Source organism: Dysgonomonas sp. 37-18 (assembly GCF_001899125.1).
Lineage (GTDB): Bacteria > Bacteroidota > Bacteroidia > Bacteroidales > Dysgonomonadaceae > Dysgonomonas.
Genome location: NZ_MKVC01000040.1, coordinates 114,755 through 141,693, shown reverse-complemented (window position 1 = coordinate 141,693; position 26,939 = coordinate 114,755). Strand labels below are relative to the sequence as shown.

General features: G+C 37.5%; 24 protein-coding genes. 7 read left to right on the top strand and 17 right to left on the bottom strand.

Annotated elements, in window-relative coordinates; all coding sequences use genetic code 11:
- Positions 1–13: 13 nt before the first annotated feature.
- From BGO84_RS14840 to BGO84_RS14830, 3 genes are all read right to left on the bottom strand, one after another.
- Positions 14–649 carry a peroxiredoxin gene (locus tag BGO84_RS14840; RefSeq protein WP_135104006.1) on the bottom strand — a complete coding sequence of 212 codons (636 nt, stop codon included), beginning with the start codon at positions 647–649 and terminating at the stop codon, positions 14–16.
- 131 nt (positions 650–780) lie between these two features.
- Positions 781–1,602, bottom strand: a complete 822-nt coding sequence (locus BGO84_RS14835; RefSeq protein ID WP_291030356.1) for a tetratricopeptide repeat protein — start codon at positions 1,600–1,602, stop codon at positions 781–783.
- Positions 1,603–1,731: 129 nt separating this feature from the next.
- Entirely contained in the window at positions 1,732–4,146 is a 2,415-nt protein-coding gene (locus tag BGO84_RS14830; RefSeq protein ID WP_291030354.1) for a BamA/TamA family outer membrane protein, read from the bottom strand.
- Positions 4,147–4,267: 121 nt separating this feature from the next.
- On the opposite strand from BGO84_RS14830, the gene BGO84_RS14825 reads away from it, so the two are divergent.
- Together BGO84_RS14825 and BGO84_RS14820 are read left to right on the top strand one after the other, a co-directional pair.
- Complete coding sequence (locus BGO84_RS14825; RefSeq protein ID WP_291030352.1) at positions 4,268–4,660, top strand: VOC family protein; 393 nt, start codon at positions 4,268–4,270, stop codon at positions 4,658–4,660.
- A 44-nt stretch (positions 4,661–4,704) separates the two neighbouring features.
- Positions 4,705–5,457: an RNA methyltransferase gene (locus BGO84_RS14820; protein WP_291030350.1), complete on the top strand. Its 753-nt coding sequence runs from the start codon at positions 4,705–4,707 to the stop codon at positions 5,455–5,457.
- 19 nt (positions 5,458–5,476) lie between these two features.
- Here the strand turns inward: BGO84_RS14820 and BGO84_RS14815 are convergent, their stop codons facing one another.
- The 9 genes from BGO84_RS14815 to BGO84_RS14775 form a co-directional block, all read right to left on the bottom strand.
- Positions 5,477–6,670, bottom strand: coding sequence for a hypothetical protein (locus BGO84_RS14815; protein ID WP_291030348.1), 1,194 nt, complete (start codon positions 6,668–6,670; stop codon positions 5,477–5,479).
- A 12-nt stretch (positions 6,671–6,682) separates the two neighbouring features.
- Positions 6,683–8,245 carry an MBOAT family O-acyltransferase gene (locus tag BGO84_RS14810; protein WP_291030346.1) on the bottom strand — a complete coding sequence of 521 codons (1,563 nt, stop codon included), beginning with the start codon at positions 8,243–8,245 and terminating at the stop codon, positions 6,683–6,685.
- Positions 8,235–9,509 (bottom strand): LysM peptidoglycan-binding domain-containing protein, encoded by a 1,275-nt coding sequence (locus BGO84_RS14805; protein WP_291030344.1) that lies wholly within the window; start codon positions 9,507–9,509, stop codon positions 8,235–8,237. Before BGO84_RS14805 ends, BGO84_RS14810 begins: the two co-directional genes overlap by 11 nt.
- 167 nt (positions 9,510–9,676) lie before the next feature.
- The gene (locus BGO84_RS14800; RefSeq protein WP_291030342.1) at positions 9,677–11,098 is read right to left on the bottom strand and encodes a GDSL-type esterase/lipase family protein; all 1,422 of its coding nucleotides are present in this window, start codon (positions 11,096–11,098) and stop codon (positions 9,677–9,679) included.
- 181 nt (positions 11,099–11,279) lie between these two features.
- Positions 11,280–11,768 (bottom strand): pyridoxamine 5'-phosphate oxidase family protein, encoded by a 489-nt coding sequence (locus BGO84_RS14795; protein WP_006842654.1) that lies wholly within the window; start codon positions 11,766–11,768, stop codon positions 11,280–11,282.
- 13 nt (positions 11,769–11,781) lie between these two features.
- Positions 11,782–12,177 carry a hypothetical protein gene (locus BGO84_RS14790; protein WP_291030340.1) on the bottom strand — a complete coding sequence of 132 codons (396 nt, stop codon included), beginning with the start codon at positions 12,175–12,177 and terminating at the stop codon, positions 11,782–11,784.
- Between the two features lie 16 nt (positions 12,178–12,193).
- Entirely contained in the window at positions 12,194–13,126 is a 933-nt protein-coding gene (locus BGO84_RS14785; RefSeq protein WP_291030338.1) for a DUF3316 domain-containing protein, read from the bottom strand.
- A complete protein-coding gene (locus BGO84_RS14780) occupies positions 13,101–15,833 on the bottom strand; it encodes a DNA gyrase/topoisomerase IV subunit A (protein ID WP_291030336.1) in 2,733 nt (910 codons plus the stop codon). The genes BGO84_RS14785 and BGO84_RS14780 overlap by 26 nt, the downstream gene beginning before the upstream one ends.
- A 258-nt stretch (positions 15,834–16,091) precedes the next feature.
- A complete protein-coding gene (locus tag BGO84_RS14775; protein WP_291030334.1) occupies positions 16,092–16,874 on the bottom strand; it encodes a TIGR02757 family protein in 783 nt (260 codons plus the stop codon).
- Positions 16,875–17,108: 234 nt separating this feature from the next.
- Here BGO84_RS14775 and BGO84_RS14770 point away from each other — a divergent pair, with 234 nt between their 5' ends.
- Both BGO84_RS14770 and BGO84_RS14765 read left to right on the top strand, forming a co-directional pair.
- Positions 17,109–17,978, top strand: a complete 870-nt coding sequence (locus BGO84_RS14770; protein WP_283686471.1) for a mechanosensitive ion channel domain-containing protein — start codon at positions 17,109–17,111, stop codon at positions 17,976–17,978.
- Between the two features lie 130 nt (positions 17,979–18,108).
- Positions 18,109–19,809 carry a hypothetical protein gene (locus BGO84_RS14765; RefSeq protein ID WP_291030332.1) on the top strand — a complete coding sequence of 567 codons (1,701 nt, stop codon included), beginning with the start codon at positions 18,109–18,111 and terminating at the stop codon, positions 19,807–19,809.
- 70 nt (positions 19,810–19,879) lie between these two features.
- On the opposite strand, the gene BGO84_RS14760 is transcribed toward BGO84_RS14765, so the two are convergent.
- Positions 19,880–20,578 (bottom strand): carbonic anhydrase, encoded by a 699-nt coding sequence (locus BGO84_RS14760; RefSeq protein ID WP_291030330.1) that lies wholly within the window; start codon positions 20,576–20,578, stop codon positions 19,880–19,882.
- Positions 20,579–20,776: 198 nt separating this feature from the next.
- On the opposite strand from BGO84_RS14760, the gene BGO84_RS14755 reads away from it, so the two are divergent.
- Positions 20,777–21,730: an aldo/keto reductase gene (locus BGO84_RS14755; RefSeq protein WP_291030328.1), complete on the top strand. Its 954-nt coding sequence runs from the start codon at positions 20,777–20,779 to the stop codon at positions 21,728–21,730.
- A 74-nt stretch (positions 21,731–21,804) separates the two neighbouring features.
- On the top strand, positions 21,805–22,572 hold the full coding sequence (locus BGO84_RS14750) for a M15 family metallopeptidase (protein WP_291030326.1): 768 nt from the start codon (positions 21,805–21,807) through the stop codon (positions 22,570–22,572).
- A 91-nt stretch (positions 22,573–22,663) separates the two neighbouring features.
- Here the strand turns inward: BGO84_RS14750 and aspS are convergent, their stop codons facing one another.
- The 4 genes from aspS to BGO84_RS14730 form a co-directional block, all read right to left on the bottom strand.
- Complete coding sequence (gene aspS, locus BGO84_RS14745; RefSeq protein WP_291030324.1) at positions 22,664–24,418, bottom strand: aspartate--tRNA ligase; 1,755 nt, start codon at positions 24,416–24,418, stop codon at positions 22,664–22,666.
- Positions 24,419–24,437: 19 nt separating this feature from the next.
- Entirely contained in the window at positions 24,438–24,728 is a 291-nt protein-coding gene (locus tag BGO84_RS14740) for a putative quinol monooxygenase (protein WP_291030322.1), read from the bottom strand.
- A gap of 254 nt (positions 24,729–24,982) precedes the next feature.
- Positions 24,983–25,396 (bottom strand): putative quinol monooxygenase, encoded by a 414-nt coding sequence (locus BGO84_RS14735; protein WP_135104027.1) that lies wholly within the window; start codon positions 25,394–25,396, stop codon positions 24,983–24,985.
- 74 nt (positions 25,397–25,470) lie between these two features.
- Positions 25,471–25,977, bottom strand: a complete 507-nt coding sequence (locus BGO84_RS14730) for a hypothetical protein (protein WP_291030320.1) — start codon at positions 25,975–25,977, stop codon at positions 25,471–25,473.
- Between the two features lie 368 nt (positions 25,978–26,345).
- On the opposite strand from BGO84_RS14730, the gene BGO84_RS14725 reads away from it, so the two are divergent.
- Positions 26,346–26,936, top strand: a complete 591-nt coding sequence (locus tag BGO84_RS14725; RefSeq protein WP_006842669.1) for a sigma-70 family RNA polymerase sigma factor — start codon at positions 26,346–26,348, stop codon at positions 26,934–26,936.
- The last annotated feature ends 3 nt before the right edge of the window (positions 26,937–26,939 follow it).

Sequence of the window (26,939 nt, the reverse complement as noted above, 5' to 3'; positions counted from 1 at the left end):
AAACAAGACAGAACTAATGTTTATGGGATAAATAATCAGAAATCCCTTCTTGGGTTGCTTTTAAAGCTTTATCTCCTTTCTTCCAGTTTGCAGGACAAACTTCGCCGTATTCTTCAGTGAATTGAAGTGCATCGATTACACGTATAGCTTCGTCTACACTACGTCCCAGCGGCATGTCATTTACTACCTGATGGCGTACAACACCTTCTTTGTCGATCAAGAAAAGTCCGCGATAAGCCTGAGGCGCACCGTTGAATACATCTTCACCTTCATCGTTGTAGTCAAATGATCCTGCCAGTACATCATAAGCAGTAGAAATCATGAGTGATTGGTCTGATACCAATGGATATTTAACCCCCTTGATACCTCCATCATTTTGTTCTGTTTGTAACCATTTCCAGTGAGAGAAAGCTGAGTCGGTAGAAGCTCCAACAACAGCTACGTTACGTGATTCGAATTCTGCAATTTTTTCTTGGAATGCGATAATTTCTGTCGGACATACAAATGTAAAATCTGCAGGGTAGAAGAAAAACAATACATATTTTTTCCCTTTGTATTGTTCCAAAGAGAAGCCTTCTACTATCTCATTTCCATTCACTACAGCACTTGTATTGAATACGGGTGCTTTCTTTCCTACTAATACTGACATAATTACTTAATTTTAATTATTAGTTTATTTGTTATACTTGCAAATATAGAAGCATAATCTTAATAAATCAAATAGATAATAATTATGTTAATATTGATAAATGTTATGTTTGATGAAGGAGAGGCTTTTTGTTATTTGCACAATTTGAGAAAGTCGGCTACAATTGTTTGGCTAACTCCCATTTCCTGTGCTTTCAGAAAGTCTTCTTTAGCCAGACGTTTGTCATACTGAGCCAGTCTTAACTGACCCCTCAATAGATAGATAATCGGATCGCTGAAGCCTAGTTCCAGAGCCTTATTTATATCTTCATTCATCCGTGCCAGTTTGTTTAACTGCAAGTAGCATTCTGCTCTGTTGAAATACAGGTCTGCGTTGTTTTTGTGTTTGTATATTAAATCGCTGTATAGCTCTTCTGCCTCTTTAAATTCGCCCCTTCGTTTCATTATCAGAGCTTGTCCCAGTTTAGCTTGTAGATTATCCGGTGCTTCTTTTAAGGTCTTTTCAAAATCTTCTTCGGCTGCAAATATATTATTGTTATTGAGATGCAACAGACCTCGTCGATAAAGCGCCTCTATATCTTTCGGGTCGTTTAGCAATACGGTATTGTAGTCTTTCATGGCATCGTCATATCGTCCCATATCGCAATATAATGCTGCACGGCTATGTTTCAGGAAAGCCCGATCGGGGTATCGTTCTATTGCTACATTATAAGATACAAGAGCCTCTTCGTATTCTCCCAGGTTTCGTTGTATTGTAGCCAGGTTAACCATCAGCATGATATTGTTCGGGTTTGCAGGTTCTTTACGCAATGCAGCCTTTAGCGCTTGTTCCGCAGCGGCATAATCCTTCATATCTATGTAGTCCATGGCTCTATTCACCATATCTTCGTATGTCTGAGCCCACGTAATAGTTGCGAAAGTAAGGAGTAGTAATAGTATGTATAATTTTTTCATCAAATAAATAGAAATTTTATTTATTGCAAAAGTACATCTTATTAACTCGCTTGCTTAAAACATATTGCCTAAAAAGAATTAAAACTTATAGGGCGGAGTCTTAAGATGTTATAATTTGCTAATGTAGTATTAGAAAGGATAGCCCACGGCGATGTGCCAAGCTGTATTTTTGGCTATGCGCCAAGGTTCCTTAATAGGCCATCGGGTTATATTGGGATCTCCCGAAGGATCATAAGCTTTCCATCCGCAATCTAAGCGAATAAGTACGAAATCGAAATTAAGGCGTAATCCTAATCCCCATGCTACAGCAACTTCTTTATAAAATTTATTTAATTTGAAAGCCCCATCGGGTTGATCTTCATAGTTCTTCACAGTCCATATATTTCCGGCATCGATAAATGCTCCCATTTCTATAATCCAAAATAACTTACTTCTATATTCTACACTTGCATCGAGCCGTATGTCTCCCGAGTGATAATAAAAGTTGTCCTTATCATTACCATCTGCCGATTTTTTAAAATAATAAGACCCGGGGCCAAGTTCTCTTATCGACCACCCTCTTACACTGTTTGCACCTCCTGCAAAGAAGCGTTTTTGGATAGGTATCTGCTGATTATTTCCATACGGATAGGCTAGGCCTCCGCCGAGATGCCATGCCAGTGAGTTCTTTTCGTCTATTTGGTATGCTTTACTATAGTCTATAGTTGCCCGTACATATTGAGCAAAGTTCGTCCCGAATATTTGTCTGGAACCTAAAGAATCTGGTTTTGCTCCTGACATTTTAGCAGCTAGAGAGAGCAGGTTTCCGGCAGTTTCTATCGATGCTCGTAACGAATATATCGGTTGATAAGATCGTCTGTTTACATTTGCTACATTGGTACGTGAAAAAGTATACCCTGTTCCCAGAATAAAGTGGTCTTTAAAACTATACTGTTTAGCTGCCGCAGAAAGTTTGCTTTCGAATGTTGAGTCGATAGATGGAAGGTGAATATAGCTGATCTCTATCAAGTCGAATATATGACGGTTAAGAGATTGTCGTCTGTCTTGCCATATATACTGCACTCCCGATCCTAATACGGTACGGGTGAAAAATCCCGGTCGCCGTTGGAATGAATAGCTCGCATTTAATTGCGTAGAGGCGTGTATCCTTCGTTTTTGTTCTTTACTCAAAAGTGGAAACATAAAGCTTGGGAATGTAAGTGAGGTCTCTCCTCCAATTTCAAAATAGTTGTCTGAGAAGCTGGAGAAGCTAGGGGTAATAGCTTCGTAGGCTCCACGCAAACGCGCGCTGAACAGCTCCGATCCTTTAAATACGTTTCGGTGAAGATATCCTGCGCTGGCTCCTACACCAAAATAACCTCCTGAGTTAGTGCCTTCCACCTCGGCAGAAATACCTTGTTTTTTATCCGGAACACAGGTAATTACGCAATGCAGTTTAGTCGAATCATTATCGATAAATTCGTAATAACTGATATTTATGTTTTTTAATATCTTAAGTTGAGCTAGCGAGCTGTATGTAAGGGATGTTGCATTCTCATTAAACAATGCTCCCGGCATGATATAACAATTATCCAAAACCGTTCTAGGACTGATGTAACGCTCTCTTGGTCCATACTTTATTTTATATCTACCTTCTTCGTATACACTTGTAGGTTCAAATTCATTAACGCTTTGGTCTGTTAAAGGATTATAGTCAACCAGAAAGACTACGTCTTCTACTATGTATTGTCTGTGAGGAACTTCTGTTATTTGTCCATCTGCGGCACGTGTAGCAAATGGCTCGATAGTGAGATCGAGCTTAACCATATTATTGCCGAGTGTGGTATCTGCATCAAATCCTACGTACTCTTTATTAAATGCATAGTATCCCGTTCGACGGAATAAAGATGATACTCGTTCTCTTTCCTGATCGAGAACATCTAAATCCAGTAAAGAGTTTTTGTGTACTAATGTGTTCCGAGATAAAATACTATCGATGCTCATTGGCAAATTTCCTCTGTCTCGTTTTCGGCTAATCAATGGCTGGTATTGCTGGGCAGGTATTATTGTTTTTTTTATTACACTGTCATTGATGTTGATAGTATAATCCTTTATACGATAAGGCGCACCTGCTTTTATATCATAAATTACTTTTGCCTTTTTATTTTTTAGCTCTACTATGGGGGTAACTCTTGCATCTATATACCCTTTGTTTGTCATCATACGTTCCAGGTTGACTACTGTCTGCTCTAGCATAGTACTATCATATAGTACAGGGGGATCTCCCGCATTACGCAACGTACGATTAACCCATTTTGTACTATCTTTTCCGGATAGGTTATATAAGAAAAGAGGTAGCTTGAATATTGCAAAGGTTTTATAGTTAGGCTTTTGTTTGATAAAGGTTTCCATATCCATGGTTGACATGACCTTTTTGTCACTCTTTACTGTAGTGCTTGCCAGTAAATATTCTCCGTCCGGGATATATTTCGTTGTACTGCACGACTGTATGAAGATCGTAAGAAGTATTACTACAAAGAAGGGAATCAAAAACTTATGTCTCATAGAAAATAACCTGAAGCAAACTCTATTTATTCAATTGAACGACAAATTTAGGGTTTTAATTGTTTCTTTTTGTAGTTTTGTTATTAAAAAGAGTATAAATTGATTTTAAATAGAATAGTTTATGAAACTTCACCATGCTGCAATTTGGGTTACAGACCTTGAAAAAGAAAAGGAGTATTATGTTAAATATTTTGGAGCCCAAGCGAATCAACTGTACGAAAATAAAACCACAGGATTCAGAAGCTATTTTTTAAGTTTCGAATCAGGCGGGCAATTAGAAATAATGCACAGAACGGATATTCCTGATAATGCAAATGATGTTGTGGGAACCCAGCACAAAGGACTTATTCATTTGGCGTTTGTTGTTGATTCTATAGAAGAGGTGGATAAGAAAGCTGAGGAACTAAAGAATGTGGGATATCAGATATTAAGAGGTCCTCGGCAAACAGGCGATGGCTATTATGAGTTTGAAACGCTAGATCCTGAAGGAAATAGGTTAGAGGTAATGTTTTAGTTAGATTAAGGTATCGTGTGAAGTAAAATTTGGATAATAAATAAATGAGTTTAAGCAAAAATAAACTGAAATATATTCGCTCTTTGAAAGAGAAGAAATATCGTACCGAGTTCGGAACTTTTGTCGCTGAAGGTCATAAGATGGTAAGCGATTTACTGCCATTTATAAAATGTCAGTTACTCGTTGCTACTTCCGAATTTTTGAGATCGACAGATGTGGCGAATGCCGAAGAAGTAATAGAAGTGAATGATAGCGAGCTGGCTCAAGCGAGTTTTTTGCAAAACCCACAACAGGTGTTAGCTGTCTTCTACCAATCAGAAAATGTGGCTGATATAAAGATTGATGATGAGCTGGTTTTGGCATTGGATGGTATTCAAGATCCCGGTAATATGGGTACAATCATACGCTTGGCTGATTGGTATGGTATTCATCATATATTTTGTTCGCAAGATACTGTTGATGTCTACAATCCGAAGGTGGTACAAGCTACAATGGGGGCTTTAGCGAGGGTTAATATTCATTATACAGACTTGTCAGATTTTTTGACTCGGAATAAACATTTGCCCGTGTACGGAACTTTTCTCGATGGAGAAAATATGTACGAAAAAAAGATTACATCAGATGGGATTATTGTTATGGGAAATGAAGGCAATGGAATCCGTTCTGAAATAGAAAAATTGATTACCGAGAAACTGTATATACCAAACTACCCTGTAGGTAATCCCACATCGGAGTCGTTAAATGTAGCTATAGCTACAGCAATTATTTGCGCTGAATTCAGAAGAAGAAATTTGTAGTTATTAATAGGAGAGGGTATTAAAAGCCTTTTTCAACCAATACATAAGCTCTATATCTGTTGCTTCTGTTGATTGGGCATAACGAAAGGTATCCTGAGGTTATTTTGCCATTTTCTATTCGGATAGGGTGCTTTTCCTCCATCAAGAGATGGTTGTTATACATCTCTTCTGATTTAGGATTAAAATCTATATAGAATTTCCCGCAAGACTGCGTAGCTATATAGTTTTCATACAACCGACAAGTGAGAAATCCCATATTGTATCGCATATTGATTTCAACGCAAGGATGTAATTTATACTCATTGTCTTCTAAATAAATAAGCATATCCACGCCGATACAGCCATTGTAAAGTGTTGTAAGCTTTTCTGATAATATGTTGATAAGCTTGCCCTTTACAGAATCAAGAAGGTCTAGCGATATCTTTTCAGACAATTGTTCTATTATGCTTTCTTGTGAGCCTATATAATTTGCTTCGTAGCCGCCCTTCGCATTGGTATAAAAAAGAGAATAGCCAGCAAAGGCAATATTTCCTTTTCCATCTGCCATAAATTCCATGGCAAAATCCATTTGTTTATCTAAAACTCTTTCGATAGAGACACTCCCTTGTTTTTTTAGAATTCCATGTAATATCTGATTTTCGGTGCGGGTTAATCCTATTGCCGGTAGCCATAGCAATCCCCTGCCCGAGGATGAATAAGGAGCCTTTGCTAATAGTTGATATGCCGAGGCATTTACAGCCCTGTTTATATTGTCCAGGTTTGTATAGAATTGCGGTATGACTGCTTGAGAGAGTAGGGGGATAGAGTTTATTAATTCAGACAGACAGTCTCTCGCTGCGAGCCTGCTGTTAAGATATTTATATTCTTCACTCCATTGAGGAATATTCAGATTAATTTCTAATTCCTTATTTTGTTCTTCGAAGTAGCGAATCGCTTGAGGAGATACTCCCCATAATGATACATTTGCATCTTTATATAGTTTCAGCTCGTTCTTAGATACTGGTTGAGCTAGGGTAGAGAATTTTTTTGTTAAGTATGAATAATATACTTCGTCCTTCCTATCGACCAAAACTTTATCTCCCCGATCGGCGTACCACGCTGGCAGAAAAGACAATTCTTCTTGCATAGCCGCTATATTCGCCGGAGGTGTATAGTAAGGCGACGCATTGTTGACTGCTGTCTCGTGTCCGGGATTAAAGTAGTGGATGTTCAACTAAATATATTTTTAGAATTGGAAATAAATAAATGGTTGCGGCCCGCTAGATGCTGTTGCAAATATCATCCAAAAGATAAGACCTGCAAAAGCAGCTTTCCCGAATAATGGGATAGAATCGAAGCCCGCTTTTATATTGTTAACCAATTTTTCGGGTAAGAAGTGCATAATATATCCTACAATTAGTAAGATAAATACATTTCTGTATCCTTCTATAATAACCAGCCATTCGTTCGGAGCAAATGTTAGTTTACCAATATTTGAAATAACGCTTCCAGCCAATTCGAAACTTCCGGCACGGAAGAATATCCAACAAAATGCTACGAAGTGAAAAGTTAGTAAGATACAGATTATCCGGGTGAAGCGGTTGTCAGGTATTTTTATAAATTGCTTAAAGAATCGCTCTATTGCCAGCATTGTTCCATGCAATCCGCCCCAAATAACAAATTTCCACGATGCACCATGCCATAATCCTCCTATCAGCATTGTCATGAATAGGTTGAAATAAGTTCTAATCTTGCCTTTACGATTACCTCCCATCGAAATATACAGATAGTCCCGCAACCAAGAAGATAGGGATATATGCCAGCGACGCCAGAATTCGGTGACTGATTGGGATTTATATGGCGTTAAAAAGTTAGGCGGTATTGTAAAGCCCATCAAGAGGGATAATCCAATCGCAATGTCTGAATAGCCCGAAAAGTCACAATATATTTGCAGCGTATATCCATATACAGCCATAAGGTTCTCGAATGCAGTATAGCTCATTGGTGAATCGAACACCCGATCAACAAAGTTGGTAGAGATATAATCTGATATAATCGCTTTCTTTATCAAACCGATAAGTATAAGGAATATAGCAGCACTTGCGTCTTCTTTGGTCAGATGCAGTTTATTCTTCATCTGCGGCAGAAAATCTTTCGCTCGTATAATAGGCCCTGCTACCAGTTTCGGAAAGAAAGTTATATAAAAACAGAAATCCAAAATGGAATCGGCTGGTTTCATTTGCTTGCGATACAAATCTACAGCATAGCTTATCGCTTCGAATACAAAGAATGATATACCGATTGGTAATATAATATTATGTAATGCAAAGTTCCCATTGAAAATTGCATTGATATTATCGATAAGGAAATTCGTATACTTAAAGTATGCCAACATCAATAAGTTGCCGACAATAATAAGAGTCAAAAATAATTTTCGTGTTCCCGTTTTCTCTGACTCATGCATTTTTACAGCTAGCCAGTGTGTTGCTACAGCACAGATAACCAGTAGTACAAAATAGTTGAGCGGAAAATGAAATCCGAAAAGATTTATATCCATTGTATTTCCCCCTGCCAGATAGTAGAAGTAAAGAGAAAAAGCGATAAGGTATACTTTCCTGAAATGGTCGTGTTTCTTACTGGCTACATATACCATATAGAAGACAAGGAAGAACCCAAGAAAGAAGGCACTATTGAACAGGAGTGGTCGCGACGGGTCGTAAATAAAATATGGTGCTATATCGTTGATTACCTTTTCTAAAAAATCAGGTAAGTAGAAATCTCTTATACTTTCAAATATATTACTTATCATATTTGCTTTTATAATTATTGTAAGCGTCAAGAAAATCAGAAATAAATAATTGTCCCTGAGCTTCATACCCGCCGGTTGTGTAGTGTACTTTGTCGCGAGCTATCATCGAAGCATAATCTCCTCTTGGTCTGATGGCAGAATCGCCACTCATGCGTGAGTATAAATCCCATACCGGTAGGTAATTAATCCCCATAAGGGCAACGCTATAGTCGGCAACGAATGTATTTTGCCTGCCTTTTCGAAACATAGACGGAGGAGGGGTCATTACGAGTATAGTTGCATTTTTACAATATGCTTTTATATTGTTGATAAACTCATTCAGCTGAAAGATATACTCCGTGTCGCTCATTTTTCCGAAGGATTCATTCGTTCCAAAAGATAGGATGATAAGGTCGGGTTCGAGTATCGGTAGTTGTTTGAAAAATAGAGGATATTTAATGTAATCCGTCATTTTAGCGCCGTTTACACCTATTGTGTGATATACAACTCCCGGGTCATTGTTTTCTATTACAAATCCGTTGAGGTTGTACATCGCCGTTTTACCATCGGGTACAAGGGTAATCCTGTTTATGGCTGAATCACTCGTATACGATGAGTAATATGGCTTGGATAACATATTCACAAATTTCAGATTCTCCGTATCCAAGTTGGTTTCCCTCGATTTAACCTGAACAGGCTTGGCTGTAGTTTTCGTTGGTATCTTAAGCGATTGGTTCAATCGGATTGTATTCGATTTCATTCCGTTTGCTTTTTTTACCTGAGTAACCGTAACTCTGTATTTCCGGCTTATGGAAGACAGTGTTTCTCCTTTTTTTACCTTGTGATATTTAATGCTTGTGCCCGACGTTGAGCCAGTTGGTGCTGCTCCGGTTACTTCAAGAGGGTCGGCTGATATGCTCATTTTATAATGAGACTCTTTATCAGGATATATTACTTTAACATTGGTAAACTCATATCCTTCTTCTGTATATAGCTGCAATACGAAGTCGTTAGAAGAAGTATATAATGCAATTCCGCTAAGTCCTACGCCTACATCCGCTATCGGTAGTACATTCCTGAGGCTCTGCCAAGAGGCATTGCTGCTGTATCTTACATTTCGGGTTCCGTTTGTTTTTACCAGACTATAAGGAAAAGTAAAGCCATATCCTCCGTTTCCGAATTTTGACTGTAGTTCGCTTCTTATGGCATTCGTGAAAAAATCAGCCTGAATATGAGAGTCACCTATGTGGACAATATTAATTTTTCCTTTTTTGCTTTTCTCCAAGTTGTATAACTTATTGAAGATGGGATTTAATAATTCCTGATTCGCAAAAACATTATTCTTTATGTCCTTAACTCTTCTCGCATCTTTCGTTGAACAATAGAAAAATGTAAGAGGGTAGAATAAGAATAATGTAAATAAACAGATTGTCCGTATTTTTTTCGAAAATATCATTTCTTAATCTCTGTTTCGGTCTTATGTTGTTTGTATTTCAGGTAGCCTTTATTAATCTCGTCATAAAGTAGTTTGGCTATCTTTTTCGAACCTGACGCATTAAAGTGGGTATAGTCTTTATTTGCCAAATGATATTCATCGACCCATTTTACCATCGATCCATTGCCACCCATTAATTCATAGAGGTTTATATAGCCAGATCCTGTTTTGCGTGCATAGTTCCTTTGTGCTTTTGCCAACGGAACTACTGCCGGATCTGTTTTCATTTCTTGTTCAATTTTGCTCGCCTTATCCGCTGTGGAAATAATCAGTATGTCAGCATTCGGGAAACATTGATGTAGGTTGTTTACAACCGTTGTCATGTTTTTTTCATACCAACTATAATTTAGAGTACCATAGCCCAATACATTAGTTCCATATTGAAGAACAATAAGGTCGTACCCTAAAACTTTATCGAACGCATTCATTAGCGATGGATTGAGTATAGAAAGTGGAAGGCCGGAGTTGCCACGCATGGAGAAATTGTCTACATGTACTCCTTGTTCGTCGTCGAAACTGAATCCATAAATAGGTATAGAATCGGCATGCGCAAATGTAACCTGCAATGATTTTACACTTGAAGATGTAAGTGGCAGCGTATTGAGTAAATGTGAAGGGGTAAGCTTTTTGGTAGATACCGAGTCTTTGTCAGCACGAATCGTAATAGACGCATTTGCATTATTGGAACTACCATATAGAAGTATAGGATTATATAATGCAGTTGAATAGGGTTGAGCCTGAGCTTTATATTTTACCCAATAATTAGAGCCTGAACCACGTGTAAAGAATACCTGGCCATCTATCCCAAATGGTCTGGTTGGTTTCTTTACTTTTATAAAAGATTGCACAATCCATTCTTTTGAAACTTGGTGAGAGATAGATCCCCGTGAAGCAGCAGAAAGAGATGATATAGAAACAAAACCGACTCCGTGTCCTCCATAGTTTTTCTGAAATTCACTTCTGACGTCTTGTACAATATAATCGCCGTCGTTCATAGAATCGCCGAAATAAGCTATTCTTATTTTGCCTGACTTATTTGCTTCCAGCTGATGCAGCTTTTCATAAAATCGTTTTAGATTTTGATAACCATCTGCATTGAGCGAAGGGTTTATAGCTTCGTCGATTTCTTCGGGTTGGATGTTTAAGCTGTCTGTTGTATTTGTGCTGTCAGCCTTGGCTATATGTGGAGAATCGTCAATGGCTGTAGTATCATTGATTGCATTCAGCATCAGGCTGTCTACAACAATATTTTCGGTTGTTATTTTATTCTCAGGGAATAAGCGGTTGGGAAGCAACTGTTTACAGAGTAAAAAGAAGCCTACGGATAAAACAATAAACAAGATTGCTTTTCCGAAGTAAGAATTATTAGATGAACTCACAATCAACAAATTAATAAGTTTTTATTGTTGCTACGATATATTTATAAAGTTGTGCAAAGCTAATCACTTTCTTTGAAAATCTATTTGAGAGAAAGTATAATTTAGCGATATTTTACTTTTCCCGATCTCCTCTATCTTGCTGCTATGAGTTACATATAGCTGAGCTTGGGTAAAAAGAAATTCAATGTGGACTATATTTTGCTTTGGCTGTTATGTGTTCTATTTCTATTTTGAATGTAGCTGTACGGCTCCACGATTTGTCTATATATTTTTCACCTATTTCTTCAAATCCTTTTGAATATTTATTTACCAATAGTCTGAGAGCTTTTCGTTTTTCTTCATCAGATAGATTTATATCAGCTTTACCGTAGGATATAACACTTTCGTATAAGGTGGTGAATTGTTCGGCAATGGGTTTTGTTACACCTACTACACAAAATGACACCTTATTGTTTTGGTTTATCAGGTCTAGTTTCTGACCTTCGGGAGCACAATGAAAATAAAGTGTATTAGCTTCCTCATCATAAACATAACTGATTGGGATGCCATAGCCATATCCATTCTCGGATGTTCCTAAGCTAAGAAATCCGTATTCTGATGTGTTCAATAGTTCGCTTATGCGAGCTTTATCTTCAAGTATTCTATTTTGTCTTCTTACTTCTCTGAACATATTGTTTTAAATACTAATTATTTAATCTTCTATTTATAGCTTTGTCTACCATATCGGAAATAAATACATGCCCAAAAATTCCCAGTCCGATCGTTGCTTCCTCATTATTCCAGAAAGCTTTTGTAGTAGAGAACAGAAAGTAATTATTAACAGAGATATGATTATTCACCAATGGGTCTACACTCGGATGGCGGCCTACATATCCCGAACCCGAAGGGTCAGGTGGAAGCACAATGCTGTTTATTTTATGTTTAACGGCTTCTCTGTGTTTTTCTTCATTCGGATTTGTAATAAAGGCAATAAGCAATACGATAAAAAGAAGATACCTCTTTTTTAATAAATGTGAGCCCCTTCTAGGTATCCTGTTCGGATCTTTATATCTTTTCTCTATTTCTTTTATATCTCTCATTTAAGCCTTTTACTGCTTATTTCCCATTCCAATAGTCGATACGGGCTTTTTCTTTTGGTTTCTTTACCCCTTCTATAGGGAATCCAATCACAAAGCTGTTTGTATACTGATGCGTTTGTATCTCATTTACTTTTGTCTGATACCATGAGCCCATATACCCGACTCTGATTGTATATTTGTTTATCGGGATATCCATCGATATGTAGTTGCGCAATGCTCGTTGATTGTGATAGGATGCGAAATTGACAAGTCCGACAGAGTTGCCTAACGAAATCTCGTAGTACGATTGTCCGTATTTAGGAGAGAACAATATTCCTATAAACGGAGAATCTATCTGCCAGCGCACAGCACCCCATTTGAATTTATATGAGGCGGTAACAGACAGATTGAGATTGGAATATGCACGGGCAGAAGCCGGATTGTTTCCATTTCGTTCATTGTATAATACACCGCCATTTATATCCCATAGTCCTCCCAGCCCGACACGGAAGTTGTCGGTATTATACACCATATAATGACCGCCTATCCTATAGCTAAGAAGTGCCCAGTATTCCGATACATTTTTTGCGGGATTATCTCCTTTCGAAAGATCCACTTCGAATATCTGCTGTTTATAGAACTTATAATCGAACCACGTCGTACGGCGCATCTGCTCATACATCAAATGAATAGAGAAACCCTTATATTCTAATGGCGATAGGTATGTGTCATACATGTTAGCAGAACCTATAGAGACCGATAGGGTATTGTTCGTCCTTAAAGGTATAGGAACCCCTAAAGAGGAATCATCGATAACTATCGTTCTCTTTTGAGGGGCATAACCTTCAATTTCTACTGAATCAAGAGCATGTGTTTTATCAACAAGGTTTTGAGCTTGTAAATTAATAAAAACGCATACACTCAGAAATAATAGAAATATATATTTATTCTTCCTCCTCCTTATCATCATCTTTAAATAACGATTTCTGCCCTGTTATTTCATCCAAAATATCCGAGATAGGGCGATTATCCACTTCATCATCGTCATCGTCTATCTGTACTTCAAATTTCTTTTCCTCTTCTTCTTCCGGTTCAGGAAAGCGGATAGGTTCAAGTTCTTTGATGTCGCCTATTTCGAATGTCGATAAACGCTTACCTTTAGCCTTGAAGCCTTTTACTGCAATAAATTCATCCGCATCTATTTCCAAGGCTTCACGATAACTGTCGCGCCCGCCAAAAGTGACAAGAATACGAGGATAAACAACGTCTGTAAGAATCTTCAGTTTCGAGTTCGGATTATCTCCAAGGAAATTCTGTTTTTTTGCAGAAGATTCGAATGTAAAGCGTTTCAGATACATAAATTGCTGGTCGGCATCAAACAGAACGGCTGTCCAATTTTTATTTACGTCGAATTTCTCGATACGGATGATTCCGGCTTCGTAGTGATTCGTTACATCGAAATTGGAGGTGTAAAATTCTCCATTGTCGTGTACAACCAATATTTGATCTTCGCTTTGGAATTCTCCAAGGAATTTGCCTCTGCCATCATAGTTTAGGCGCAACACATCCTGATCGAACCAAACTTTGCGTCCGCCAAGTGTTGATCCACCCTTTTGTTTCAGTGATATTTTATGTACTTCAGCTTTCGTTAAGATATTTCCCATAGACTGACGTCCTTTGATGACAATATCGCTAAAGTCTTTTTCGAATACAAGTATTTTTTGACGAGGTTTTGGCTTCAGTATTACACGTATGGTTTCAGCTTCACCATTCGGGTTTGCACTGAAATAGGTGATACGAGAACCATCTTCACCTTGTGTAACATCATATTCCTTGTCACGGGTTATGCCCGTTACGGCAAAACGCTTGATGTATGAAGGGCCATTCTTGCCGTGGCGATAGACCACGTTATAGATCGTGCGCTTGTCGTTGCGGCGGAAGACGTATAGATAAAGAATATTTTTACCGATAAACATCTTGTCGCTCACTTTTACAATCTTGTATTTACCGTCTTTGAAGAAAATAATTATATCGTCAATGTCGGAACAGTTGCAGACAAATTCATCTTTTTTCAGTGATGTACCGATAAAGCCTTCCTCGCGGTTGATATACAGTTTTTCGTTTGCTTCTACCACCTTTGTCGCTTCGATGGTATCAAAGCTGCGGATTTCTGTTTTGCGAGGAAAATCTTTTCCGTATTTTTCTTTCAACATTACAAACCACGAGATCGTATAGTCTACAATGTTTTCTATATTGTGCTTTATTTCTTCTATTTCGTCTTTATATCTGGCTATCAGCTCATCTGCTTTGTCGGAATTGAACTTGAGAATACGTCCCATCTTGATTTCCATCAATTTGAGTATATCCTCACGTGTAACCTCACGGATAAACTGTTTTGCATATTTAGCTAATCTCTTATCGATATGCTCTACAGCCATATCCATATTGTCAGCATTCTCAAACTCTTTGTCTTTGTATATACGCTCCTCGATGAAAATCTTTTCCAGCGAAGAAAAGTGAAGGCTTTCTTCCAGTTCACTCTTTTGTATCTCCAGTTCTTGACGAAGCAGGCTTAACGTATTGTCTGTAGTATGACGGAGTATGTCGCTTACTGTTAGGAAATAAGGTTTATTATCTTCGATCACACAGCAGTTTGGCGAAATGCTTATTTCACAATCGGTGAAAGCGTATAGAGCATCTATTGTCTTATCGGAAGAGACGCCTGCTGCCAGATGTACCTGTATTTCTACATTCTGAGCAGTGATATCATCTACCTTGCGGATTTTAATTTTACCCTTATCGTTGGCTTTCAAGATCGATTCCACAACAGACGATGATGTTCGTCCGTAGGGAATGTCACTTATAACAAGCGTTTTGTTGTCCAGTTTAGATATTTTAGCCCTAACTTTTACTGATCCGCCTCGCTCGCCATCGTTATACTTGCTGACGTCTATATAGCCCCCGGTTTGAAAATCGGGATAGAATGCAAATTTTTCCCCTTGAAGATGCGCTATGGCTGCATCGCAAAGATCATTGAAGTTGTGAGGAAGAATCTTCGACGAAAGTCCCACAGCAATACCTTCTGCACCCTGAGCTAGAAGTAAAGGAAACTTAACCGGTAGCGTAATAGGCTCTTTATTACGTCCATCGTATGATGGTTTCCACTCTGTGGTTTTGGGGTTGAAAATCACTTCCAAAGCAAACTTTGATAAGCGAGCTTCTATATAACGAGGAGCTGCAGCTCCGTCTCCTGTAAACACGTTTCCCCAGTTTCCCTGACAGTCTACCAATAAATCCTTTTGTCCCAGTTGCACCAATGCATCCCCTATAGAGGCGTCACCATGGGGGTGAAACTGCATAGTATGCCCGATGATATTAGCGACCTTATTGTAGCGACCATCATCCATGCGCTTCATAGAGTGCATGATACGACGTTGCACCGGCTTGAAACCATCAGATATGTGAGGTACCGCACGTTCGAGTATTACGTACGATGCATAGTCGAGAAACCAGTTTTGGAACATACCCGAAAGATGTGTCTGATTGTCAGCCGTATCTTTTATCGGGACTTTATAGTCTGAATGGGATGCTGCATCAGCGTTCTCCAACTCATCATCCAATATTGGTTCGTCGTTATCTAAATTCTCTGGTTCGTCAATAATATCTTCAGGGAGCATATGTGTTTATTGGATTTAATAGCTACTAAAAAACTAGCTCAAAGATAGTTTTTTTTGCTTTGAATTCAAAATGAGAAAGGTGTTGTATATTGCAAATAAAAAAAATACAGAAATTTTATTTGTGTTTATTTATTTAGAATAAAATTGTCATATAATGAGGTCTTTGACATCTATAACAACTGAAATTTGAGAGCAGCAAGGTGACATGAAAAATATGTGTAAAATGTGTCACTTTTGTCACCTTTGTTACTTTTTATTCTAAGGGATAATACATTTTTCTTCAATAGAAATACCAAATAGAGCGAAGTCATATTTGGCAGGGTCGTTGATATTCAGTGTTTTTAGGCTTTCTGTTAGTTCTAGCGCTGCCCTCCAATCGGGTTTGTCTCGTTCCAGCAGACCTAGCTTGCGGGCGGTACGTTCTACATGAAGATCGAGTGGACAAATCAACTTAGATGGGCTGATTTGGTTCCATAACCCGAAATCGACCCCTTTGTTATCATTCCTTACCATCCATCGCAAGTACATGTTCAGTCGTTTGCATGCTGATTTTTGAACGGGGGAGGGGATATGCTTTCGTGTACGGTGAGGTGCATCGGGATGAGAAAAGAAGTATGCCTGAAAGTGATTGAGGGCTGCCTCTACATTCATGTCGGAGGATGGGAAGAAAGCTTCCTCAAGGCTGTTGTATTGAGTGAAGTGTCTTTTCATAAAGTCGATACAGTATAGCAAGTCTGTATCGTTGAATGTTCTGTGTTTAAACTGTAGGAGCTTTTTCAAGTCTTCTTCACTGTGTCCTTGTATGAAGTTATATGGATCGTTGTCCATTCTTTCTGCCAACTCTTTACATTTATTGATAATGGTTTTGCGTTGTCCCCATGCAAAAATAGCAGCAAAGAAACCCATTATTTCTTTATCCTGTTTGCTTGTGAAGCTATGAGGAATGGAGATCGGATCGTTATCGATAAAAGCAGGGGTGTTGTACTGTTCTACTTTCTGGTCGAGGAAGTTTTTGAGATCAAATATATTTATACCTTTCACTTGTCAATCTATTTTGGTAGGACAAAGATATAAAAAACAAAAGAGCAGAAAGTCTTGCTCTTTGTCTGTTGGATGTTCGACAAATGCGAGATCATTTATCTACTCTTAGAAATATACCATTCGAATCTGTAAAATTTGATTGTTAAAAATCTATTTTAATCCCGAATAAAATGACAATTGTATTGTATAAATATATAATTTTATGCTCGAATTATTGCACTTGTTATATAGTTTATGTTGTTAGATATATTTTCTACTGATAGTCTGTCTGTTGTGAATGCAGAAGCCACGGTTTCAACCCTCGATAAGTTGCTTGACTACCTGCTTGATGTTTCGGTGGCGCTAGGTACAAAAATTGTAGCTTCAATTATTGTATTTATTGTTGGCCGCTGGGTGATTGGGTGGATAAGAAAGTTTTTTGATAAGTTTCTACTTCGCCGACGGATAGAGGAAACAGTACGCTCGTTTTTGGATAGCCTGATCAATATTTCATTAAAGATTGTATTGTTTCTTTTTATAGTAAATATACTAGGCATTCAAACTACTTCTTTTGCTGCTATATTAGCTGCTGCCGGATTAGCCGTAGGTATGGCTATGAAAGATAATCTCTCTAATTTTGCAGGAGGTGTGATGCTGTTAATAAACAAACCGTTCAAAGTCGGAGATCGTATTGTTGCCCAAAGTACGGATGGTGTCGTTCAGTCTATTGGAATATTATATACTGTTTTGCTGACAGGCGATAATGTCACTATATTTATACCCAATGGCCCTTTATCTACCGGGAATATAACGAACTATTCAGCCCAGAAACAGAGGCGTATTGACCTCACGTTTAATATTAATTATGGAACAGATATTGACCTTGTAAAAAGTTTATTGCTATCAGTTATTAAAGAAAACAAATCAATAAACGATACCCCTACACCTTTTGTGGGTGTTACAGATGTTTCGAATGGCGTTATCAATGTAACAATACGGGTATGGGTGAATAGTGAGGATTATGGAAATACAAGTGTCTGTTTGAACGAGAATATATATAAGTCTTTCTCCGAAAAAGGGATCTATACCGCATCAACACTGAGTGTGAAAATGCTGAAAGATTAAAAAAAATTAAAAGTCTTAGGAATATTCAAAATAAGGTAATTGTATTTTATTTTCAGATGGAAATCAAGTAGCTTTGTGATACGAAGAATCGGAATTTAATAAATATATAAAACTAAATTACTTAAGTGTTATGAAAAGGCAGAAACTCATTCAATTCCTTTCGTTAGTAGCCTTTGTTGCTATCATAGCAACATCGTGCGGCAAAAAAACAATGCCTCCTTTGGCAAATTCTTTATTTACAACAAATCCTTCGCCGTTAGAATTGGTAGGGACTAAAGTTCCTGTTACAATAAACGGACGCTTTCCTGCTAAATGGTTCGAGAAAAGTACAACAGTTGTAGTTACACCGGTATTGAAGTATACAGGAGGTGAAACTCTTGGAACTCCTTATACATATCAGGGCGAAAAGGTAGCCGGAAACGGAATCGTAGTACCTTATGAAGCTGGTAGTGCTATAACAATGAAGTCTGAGTTTGATTATATTCCGGCAATGAAAAAATCGGAATTATTTTTACGCTTCGATTTTTACAGAGGCGGAAAACAAGTGGTTGGCTTTGGCGATGTAAAAATTGCTGATGGTGTAGTTGCAACTCAAGCGCTTGCAAATGCGGGCACTTCAGCTCCTGCTGTTGCTCCTGACGCTTTCCAACGCATAATCAAAGAAGCTTATGATGCTGATATAATGTTCTTGATCCAACGTGCAGAATTGCGTTCTAGCGAATTGAATTCTACAAACCTGAATGCATGGAAAGAATTGGTAAAAGAAGCAGATAGCAACGAGCGCAAGAAAGTAGATGTTGAAATTTCGGCATATGCATCTCCTGATGGAGGGTTCAAACTGAATGATCAGCTAGCTGAAAAACGTGAGAAGAATACAACAAACTATTTGACTAAAGAATTCAAGAAAAATAGTATTGATACTGAAATTAATGCTAAATATACAGCTCAAGACTGGGATGGATTCCAAAAATTAGTTCAAGCATCTAGCTTACAAGACAAAGATCTTGTTCTTAGAGTATTGTCTATGTATCCAGATCCAGAAACCAGAGAAAAAGAAATTAAGAATATCTCAGTTGTATACTCTGATCTAGCTGAAACTATTTTACCAAAACTTCGTCGTTCTCGCCTTTTGGCTAATGTAGAAATAATTGGTAAAACTGATGAGGAACTGAAAAATGTTGCAGTAAGCGGTAACCTTGGAGACCTTACAGTAGAAGAATTGTTATATGCTGCTAACTTGAATGGTGTATCTAAAGAGAAAGTATATACTTTCGTTACTCAAAAATTCCCTAACGACTATCGTGGATGGAATAACCTAGGTGCATACTATTATAAGAATGGACAAAACAGCAGAGCGGTTCAGGCTTTCAATAAGGCTGCTGAAGTTTCGTCTCGTGCAGCTGAAGCGAATATGAACTTAGCTTTAGTGTCATTGGCTGATGGAAATACTGCTAAAGCAGAGCAACTACTTGGTAATGCAGCAGGAGCTAACTCGTTAGGTGAAACAATAGGATTGATGTATATCCAAAAAGGAGAATATAACCGTGCAGTTCAATCGTTTGGTAACACTGTATCTAACAATGCTGCATTGGCTCAGATTTTGACTAAGAATTATAGCCGTGCTCAACAAATATTGGATGCAGTACCAACTAAAGATGCTACTACATATTATTTGGCTGCTATTGTAGCTGCAAGAACAAATAGTGCATCAGGTGTTGCCGGAAACTTGAAGTCTGCTATTCAGAATGGAGTTTCTCCAGCTGAGATAGCGAAAGATATCGAATTTGCTAAGTTTCTTACAAATCCAGATATTAAGAATATGTTATTCTAAAATAAAGCATATAATGAAAAAGCTCAGCCGCAAAGGCTGAGCTTTTTTATGATCAAAAACGAAGATTTTATTAAAGGTTTAAAAATTCAACCTCTCCTGATTCAATGTGGTAAATAGCTCCCACTATTTGAATCTTTCCCTCGTTATATTTTTCTGATAATATAGGTGTAGATTCTCTTAATTGCTTTACTCCATGTATAACATTTGCTTCGATAGCCTTTTGGTACTTATCCGAACCTTCTGTTTTGAAGACTTCGTTTTCTTCATCTTCACTGTTTAGCTTATTTACAATAGATTCTATATGACCTAATTTTTCAGCATGATCCGCATGCTGGTGATCCGGATTGTGCTTGATATCCATGAATGCTTTTACTGCACCACAACTGGTATGTCCTAAAACAACTATAAGCGTTGAGCCAAGATGTTCTGCAGCATACTCGATGCTTCCTTCTTCAAAGTCAGCCATAACATTACCGGCTGTACGGATTGAAAATAGATCGCCGAGTCCTTGGTCAAATATGATTTCAGGAGATACACGGGAATCGGAGCAGCTGACAATGACAGCAAAAGGCTGTTGCCCACTTTTGAGTTCGTCAACTCTAGCCATATCCTGATGTTGGTGTAATGGAGTACTTGATACAAAACGGAGGTTTCCTTCTTTAAGTAGAGCTAAAGGATTTTCATTTGCTTCTTGAGCATAAACAGAAACGGTAATCAAACAGAGTGTTACAGCTGTTAAAGTTAATTTTAGATAGTTTATAATTTTCATAAATGTTATGTATGTTAAAAAATCGGGTAAAAGTATATAAAGATTCGGCTCATAATTCTTTTCGATTATGGAAATATTAATGCTCCATTGTTAAATATTATGAATAGATAAGGGGTAAATAGTATCATCTAAAAATTTAATAAATACGAGAATCCTAAAAGAAAATAAACTATCTTTATTCAAAATAAAACGAAAACGATGAAATATAACTTTTGCGGAAACAGTGGGTTACAGCTTCCTGAAATCTCATTAGGACTGTGGCATAATTTCGGAGATGTAGATGATTTTGAAATGGCTACATCTATGATCTTACATGCCTTTGATAGTGGTATTACACATTTTGATTTAGCCAATAATTATGGTCCACCTCCCGGAAGTGCAGAGACTAACTTTGGAAAAGTGTTAGCTAAAGAGCTTAAAGGACACCGAGACGAGCTTATTATATCATCAAAAGCAGGTCACTTGATGTGGAATGGCCCTTATGGTGATGGCGGTTCGCGAAAATATATTATGGCAAGTATTGATCAGAGCCTGAAACGTACCGGTTTGGAGTATTTCGATATATTTTACTCTCATCGGTATGATCCTCAGACTCCGATAGAAGAAACGATGCAAGCCTTAGTCGATATTGTTCGCCAAGGGAAAGCTTTGTATGTAGGTGTATCAAAATATCCTCCGCAGCAGTTGATAAAGGCTTATGAAATATTGAAGTCACAGAATGTGCCTTGTTTGATTTATCAGGACAAGTATAGTATGCTTGTTCGCAATCCCGAAATTGAGCATATGGCTATTAATAAAGAATATGGAGTAGGGTTTATTGCATTTTCTCCATTAGCGCAAGGGTTGCTTACGAATAAGTATCTGCATGGTATTCCTGAAACTTCCCGAGCTCATAAAAGTCATGGCTTCTTACAGGAAAGTGAAATTACTCAGGATGTGATAAAACAGGTTTCTGCATTGAACGACTTGGCTCTACAGCGTGGTCAAACTTTAGCAGAAATGGCTTTAGCATGGCTGTTACATAACGAACAGGTTACATCTGTCATAATTGGAACAAGTTCTTTGAATCAGTTGAAAGATAATCTGAAGGCTAAAGATAATGCCAACTTTTCTGACGAAGAGTTGACCTTGATAGAGAAAATACTGAAGTAAAAAACATCCGTTTTTAATGATAAAAGAAGGATATATTATCATGATATATCCTTTTAAATTTTTATCTTTAGTATATGAAAAAGACAGTTATAGTCCTGCTCTTTCTCTTCATTGCCGGAATAAGCTTTTCTCAGAATAAAGATCAATATCCCATAGCTGTATATAAGCTTATGAAGGCTTATCCCGAGAGTATTGTGGCTTTTGATAATTCTAATATTGTCTTAAAAGACGGAAGAACTATCAAATATAACGAAGGAGGAACGAAGACTCACTCTGACCTGATGAACAGTAATGATCTAGGAGATATCTTTACATATCCTTACATCAAAGGAAAGGTTGAGAATATTTCTAAGAATTACGATCCGGGACGAATAAGAAATGAAGAGCTCTTAAAGTTAATGTATGGGTCTACTTCAGCGGAAGTGCAAGCTAATTTGGTTACCATCACTTGGTGTCCAACGCTTGTAAACCAGACTCTGAGAGTGACGAAGATAAATGGTGTTGCGAAGCAATTGCAGAAAGTATCAGATGAATTAGATAAGCATCCCGAATTACGGGAATACCTGTATAGTTCGGGCGTATTTAACTGGCGAAAGATAAGAGGAACAAACAGGCTGAGCAGCCATAGCTTTGGTACTGCTATTGATCTGAATGTGAAATATTCCAATTATTGGCAATGGGACTGTTGTTGTAAATCAGAGGACGCAACTTTACAGTATAAAAACAGAATACCGCAACTTATAGTCGATATATTCGAGAAGTATGGATTTATTTGGGGAGGCAAGTGGTATCATTATGATACAATGCACTTTGAATATAGACCGGAGCTTCTTATCGACTGAGACTATCCAACCGATAACAACACGTGTTTTTAAAACGAGAAAGCGCTCTAACTTGATAGTTAGAGCGCTTTTGACTTATATAGGATCTGTTTTATTCCTTTATTTCTACTTTCAAGTTCAGCTCCTCAAGTTGAGCCGGATCAAGAGTTGCCGGAGCATCTATCATCATATCACGTCCCGAGTTATTCTTAGGGAATGCAATACAGTCACGGATACTATCCAATCCTGCAAACAATGACACCAAACGATCTAAACCAAATGCCAAACCGGCATGTGGAGGTGCTCCATATTTAAATGCATTCATCAGGAAGCCAAACTGTGCCTGAGCTTTTTCTTCAGTGAAGCCAAGTATTTGGAACATCTTATTCTGTAGTTGACTGTTGAAAATACGAACAGAGCCTCCTCCTACTTCTACGCCGTTGATTACCATATCATAGGCATTGGCACGAACTGCTCCCGGATCACTATCAAGCAAAGCTATATCTTCTTCTTTAGGACTTGTAAACGGATGGTGTTTTGCGAAATAACGTCCCAGCTCTTCATCTTTCTCTAACAGAGGGAAGTCGATTACCCATAGACAGTTAAATTTATTTTTGTCTCTTAGCCCAAGTTGATCTGCTACTTCTAGACGAAGTTCTCCTAGCTGTTTCTGTGCCTTTTCTGTTTCACCGCAGATAATTAGTATAAGGTCTCCCGGTTCTGCCTGACAGCGTTCTGCCCACATCTTCAAATCCTCAGGGCTATAGAACTTATCTACAGAAGATTTTAATGAGCCATCCGCCTCATAGCGGGCATAGACAAGCCCTTTTGCTCCTATCTGCGGACGTTTTACATAGTCAGTCAGAGCATCAATCTGCTTACGGGTATATGAAGCTGCTCCTTTAGCGCAAATAGCCCCTACGTATTCAGATGAATCGAATACGACAAAATCTTTACCTTCTGTCAAGTCTTTTATTTCTACGAATTCCATACCAAAACGTGTATCCGGCTTATCTGAACCGTAATACTTCATGGCATGCGCATAAGTCATACGAGGAAAATCAGGAATATCAATTCCCTTTACAACTTTGAACAGATGCTTTGTTAATCCTTCAAACATATTCAACACATCCTCCTGATTAACATACGACATTTCACAGTCGATCTGAGTAAATTCAGGTTGACGGTCTGCTCTCAAGTCTTCGTCACGGAAACATTTAACGATCTGGAAATATCGATCAAATCCCGAAACCATCAATAATTGTTTGAATAATTGCGGCGATTGTGGAAGTGCATAAAATTCACCCGGATTCATACGGGATGGTACAACAAAGTCACGTGCCCCCTCAGGAGTAGAACCAATGAGAACAGGCGTTTCTACCTCAAGGAATTGACGCTCGTCTAAATAACGACGTGTTTCGAATGCTATTTTGTGACGAAGTTCAAGGTTTTTTCTTACCACATCGCGACGTAAATCGAGATATCTGTATTTCATTCTTAAATCATCGCCGCCATCAGTATTGTCTTCTATCGTAAATGGTGGTGTATCTGATGTATTTAATATTACAAGTTCGTTTACGATAATCTCAATATCGCCGGTAGACCTATTGGGGTTCTTACTCGAACGCTCTTCTACTTTTCCTGTCACCTGCAATACGTATTCGCGACCTATTTTATTCGCTCGTTCGTACAAGTCGGCATTGATATCTTTACTGAATGACAATTGAGTAATACCGTAACGGTCGCGGAGGTCGATAAATGTCACTCCACCACCAAGCTTGCGAACAGCGTTTACCCATCCGGCTAACGTTACTTCTTTGTTAACATCTGCAAGAGTTAATTCTCCGCACGTATGATTCCTATACATATATATTATTTGATGATATTTAATACACTTTTTTGATTATATCTACAGACAGACTTTCCACTTTTCCTTCTATCGCTTTTACAAAAGCCTTGAAATGATCTGTATTATTGTGCTCGTCTATTGCAGTCTGAGACTTCCAAACTTCTAGAATTGTATACTTTAAAGGATTCTTTACATCTTGATGCAAATCGTATGAGATATTCCCATCTTCTTTACGTGTGCCATCTACTACGTTTTGAAACACTTTTTCCAATTCTTCCTGAAATTCGGCTTTAACTACAATTACAGCAACAATCTTCAATTCTGTCATAGCTTTTATTCTTTTATAATCTTTAAGGTTACAAAAGTAACAAAAGTAACAGATATAAGTATATTTTCTGTTTGTTACTTTTCTTGTCTCGCTTTGTTTTTATGTGTTTTGAGACATCAAGTATTTACTCTATTCTTTCTGTATCACTTTTTGTCTGTCAGCTACCTATCTGTTATATCAAAGATCTTTATATTAGACAATCTTGTTATCTAAAAATACAAATCTAAGATATCTATAAAAGGAGGGGTAGGTGATTAATACACCAACTTTAAAATACTTACTTCCGATTTTTCTATCATACCTTTCGAAGCTTCTTTAAATGTTTTAAAGTGCTCGGTGTTATTATGATAATCTATAGCTGCTTGTGATTTCCATTCTTCAAGCATTACAAACTTTGTAGAGTCGCTAATATCTTGATGCAGATTATAACTGATACAGCCATCTTCTTCTTGGCTACCCTGAACCAATGTCTGAAAAATGGGTAGAATTTCTTTTATAGCCTCCGGTTTAACGGTCATTATTGCAACTATTTTGAGCTCATCTCCTGTTCTTTCGTCTTCCATATCCGATTTTATTACAATAGTATCGTCTTGTCCTGTCTGCGTCTTATGTGTACAGCCAGCCATTAGGATTAATCCTAATAATAAAGGGAATACAATTTTTTTCATAATCTGTTTTATATTTATAGTTCTGTTTCTATCTTTCAGAAATTTATACTTAAGCCTTTCCTTCGTTGAACTTATTATTTAAGTTTCTTTCTTATTTCTTCTTCTAATTTCCCTTTCTCTATTGATTTTTCTAACTTTTCCACGCTTCCATCTTTTTTCAGATATCCTCTGTTTTTTCGATAAAACGCTGCAACCGTTTCTAATGCCGCCTTTGTGCATAGGATATTATCTTTTGAGTAGTTGTTATCAAAAGAGTATCTAGTCCAACCCAGCATAAAAGGCATTAATAGTTCTGGATTGACTTTTATGAAATCTACAACTCGGCTATCTACACCCACACTAACATTCGGTGTACCTGTAAGCCAGGCCATAAAAAAGGCATTTGCTTCTTGTCTTTTAATAGGCTCTTTTCCTAACGGCGTGTCTAGTAACCAGTCTATAGTCTCTTTTACTTGGGGTTCGTATGCCGTATAAGCGTCTTTACTTTCAAATTTATAATTCTTAGGAACTTCATATCCCTGAGCTAACAAACTTGTAGTTAAAACCGTAAATACTGCAAGGAATAACAGATGTCTTTTCATAATGATTAGTGTTTAATAGATTTCTATACAAATATATACAATGACGTTAATAGAAAATATTCGAAAGCTAAAAAACTTTCTTTTTTCTTATAACATTCCAATTTATTGTTCGAATCTTATGCACTCGTAAGCGTCTTCTATTTTGGCATAGATAAAACAGTCTCATTCTTATTATCCTATCGATCAACATGCCAACAAGAGACTACATCTGATGCATCGTCTCCTTATTGTTAAATATTCTTTCTGTATTTGTAAGTTTGGTAAATTTATTCTTTATTTGCATCATTAACATAGTTTTATTTATAAACCTCAAAAAATAAACGCCTATAGAATAGACATTACTCTAAATTTTTTAAATATAAGAGATAATGGAAACATTAATTACTATGACTGATGAACAATTGGTCTGTGATTATTCTAACGGCAACAATCTTGCTTTTGATATCCTGCTAGAACGTCATAAAAGAAGTGTATATAATTACATTTTTTTTACTGTGCGTAATAGAGAACTTGCAGAAGATATTTTCCAAGAAACATTCATAAAAGCAATCGTTACTATCAAGCAGGGACGTTATACCGAATCGGGTAAGTTTCGTGCATGGATTTCCCGGATAGCCCATAATTTGATTATTGACCATTTTCGTCAGGAGAAAAACGAAAATACGGTATCAAATGACGAGGCTCCGGTTGACTTATTAAATAACCCTACACTATGTGATGGCACTATTGAGGACGAACTGATCAAGGTGCAAATAACATCTGATATTAGAAAGTTAATATCTTTTTTGCCTGAAAATCAGCGCGAAGTTTTAGAAATGCGCTATTACCAAGATCTTAGTTTTAAAGAAATAGCAGACCAAACAGGAGTTAGCATCAATACGGCGTTGGGCCGTATGCGCTATGCCATCCTTAATATGCGCCGTATGGCAGAAGAAAATAACATTGTTCTTACAATGTAGTAT

Coding starts and splice junctions, on each gene's coding strand:
- BGO84_RS14770 (WP_283686471.1), top strand. CDS start 17,109: ATGTTGTTAGATATATTTTCTACTGATAGTCTGTCTGTTGTGAATGCA.
- BGO84_RS14830 (WP_291030354.1), bottom strand. CDS start 4,146: ATGAGACATAAGTTTTTGATTCCCTTCTTTGTAGTAATACTTCTTACG.
- BGO84_RS14730 (WP_291030320.1), bottom strand. CDS start 25,977: ATGAAAAGACATCTGTTATTCCTTGCAGTATTTACGGTTTTAACTACA.
- BGO84_RS14825 (WP_291030352.1), top strand. CDS start 4,268: ATGAAACTTCACCATGCTGCAATTTGGGTTACAGACCTTGAAAAAGAA.
- BGO84_RS14765 (WP_291030332.1), top strand. CDS start 18,109: ATGAAAAGGCAGAAACTCATTCAATTCCTTTCGTTAGTAGCCTTTGTT.
- BGO84_RS14755 (WP_291030328.1), top strand. CDS start 20,777: ATGAAATATAACTTTTGCGGAAACAGTGGGTTACAGCTTCCTGAAATC.
- BGO84_RS14750 (WP_291030326.1), top strand. CDS start 21,805: ATGAAAAAGACAGTTATAGTCCTGCTCTTTCTCTTCATTGCCGGAATA.
- BGO84_RS14725 (WP_006842669.1), top strand. CDS start 26,346: ATGGAAACATTAATTACTATGACTGATGAACAATTGGTCTGTGATTAT.
- BGO84_RS14820 (WP_291030350.1), top strand. CDS start 4,705: ATGAGTTTAAGCAAAAATAAACTGAAATATATTCGCTCTTTGAAAGAG.
- BGO84_RS14840 (WP_135104006.1), bottom strand. CDS start 649: ATGTCAGTATTAGTAGGAAAGAAAGCACCCGTATTCAATACAAGTGCT.
- BGO84_RS14740 (WP_291030322.1), bottom strand. CDS start 24,728: ATGACAGAATTGAAGATTGTTGCTGTAATTGTAGTTAAAGCCGAATTT.
- BGO84_RS14735 (WP_135104027.1), bottom strand. CDS start 25,396: ATGAAAAAAATTGTATTCCCTTTATTATTAGGATTAATCCTAATGGCT.
- BGO84_RS14785 (WP_291030338.1), bottom strand. CDS start 13,126: ATGATGATAAGGAGGAGGAAGAATAAATATATATTTCTATTATTTCTG.
- BGO84_RS14795 (WP_006842654.1), bottom strand. CDS start 11,768: ATGTTCAGAGAAGTAAGAAGACAAAATAGAATACTTGAAGATAAAGCT.
- aspS (WP_291030324.1), bottom strand. CDS start 24,418: ATGTATAGGAATCATACGTGCGGAGAATTAACTCTTGCAGATGTTAAC.
- BGO84_RS14810 (WP_291030346.1), bottom strand. CDS start 8,245: ATGATAAGTAATATATTTGAAAGTATAAGAGATTTCTACTTACCTGAT.
- BGO84_RS14780 (WP_291030336.1), bottom strand. CDS start 15,833: ATGCTCCCTGAAGATATTATTGACGAACCAGAGAATTTAGATAACGAC.
- BGO84_RS14790 (WP_291030340.1), bottom strand. CDS start 12,177: ATGAGAGATATAAAAGAAATAGAGAAAAGATATAAAGATCCGAACAGG.
- BGO84_RS14760 (WP_291030330.1), bottom strand. CDS start 20,578: ATGAAAATTATAAACTATCTAAAATTAACTTTAACAGCTGTAACACTC.
- BGO84_RS14835 (WP_291030356.1), bottom strand. CDS start 1,602: ATGAAAAAATTATACATACTATTACTACTCCTTACTTTCGCAACTATT.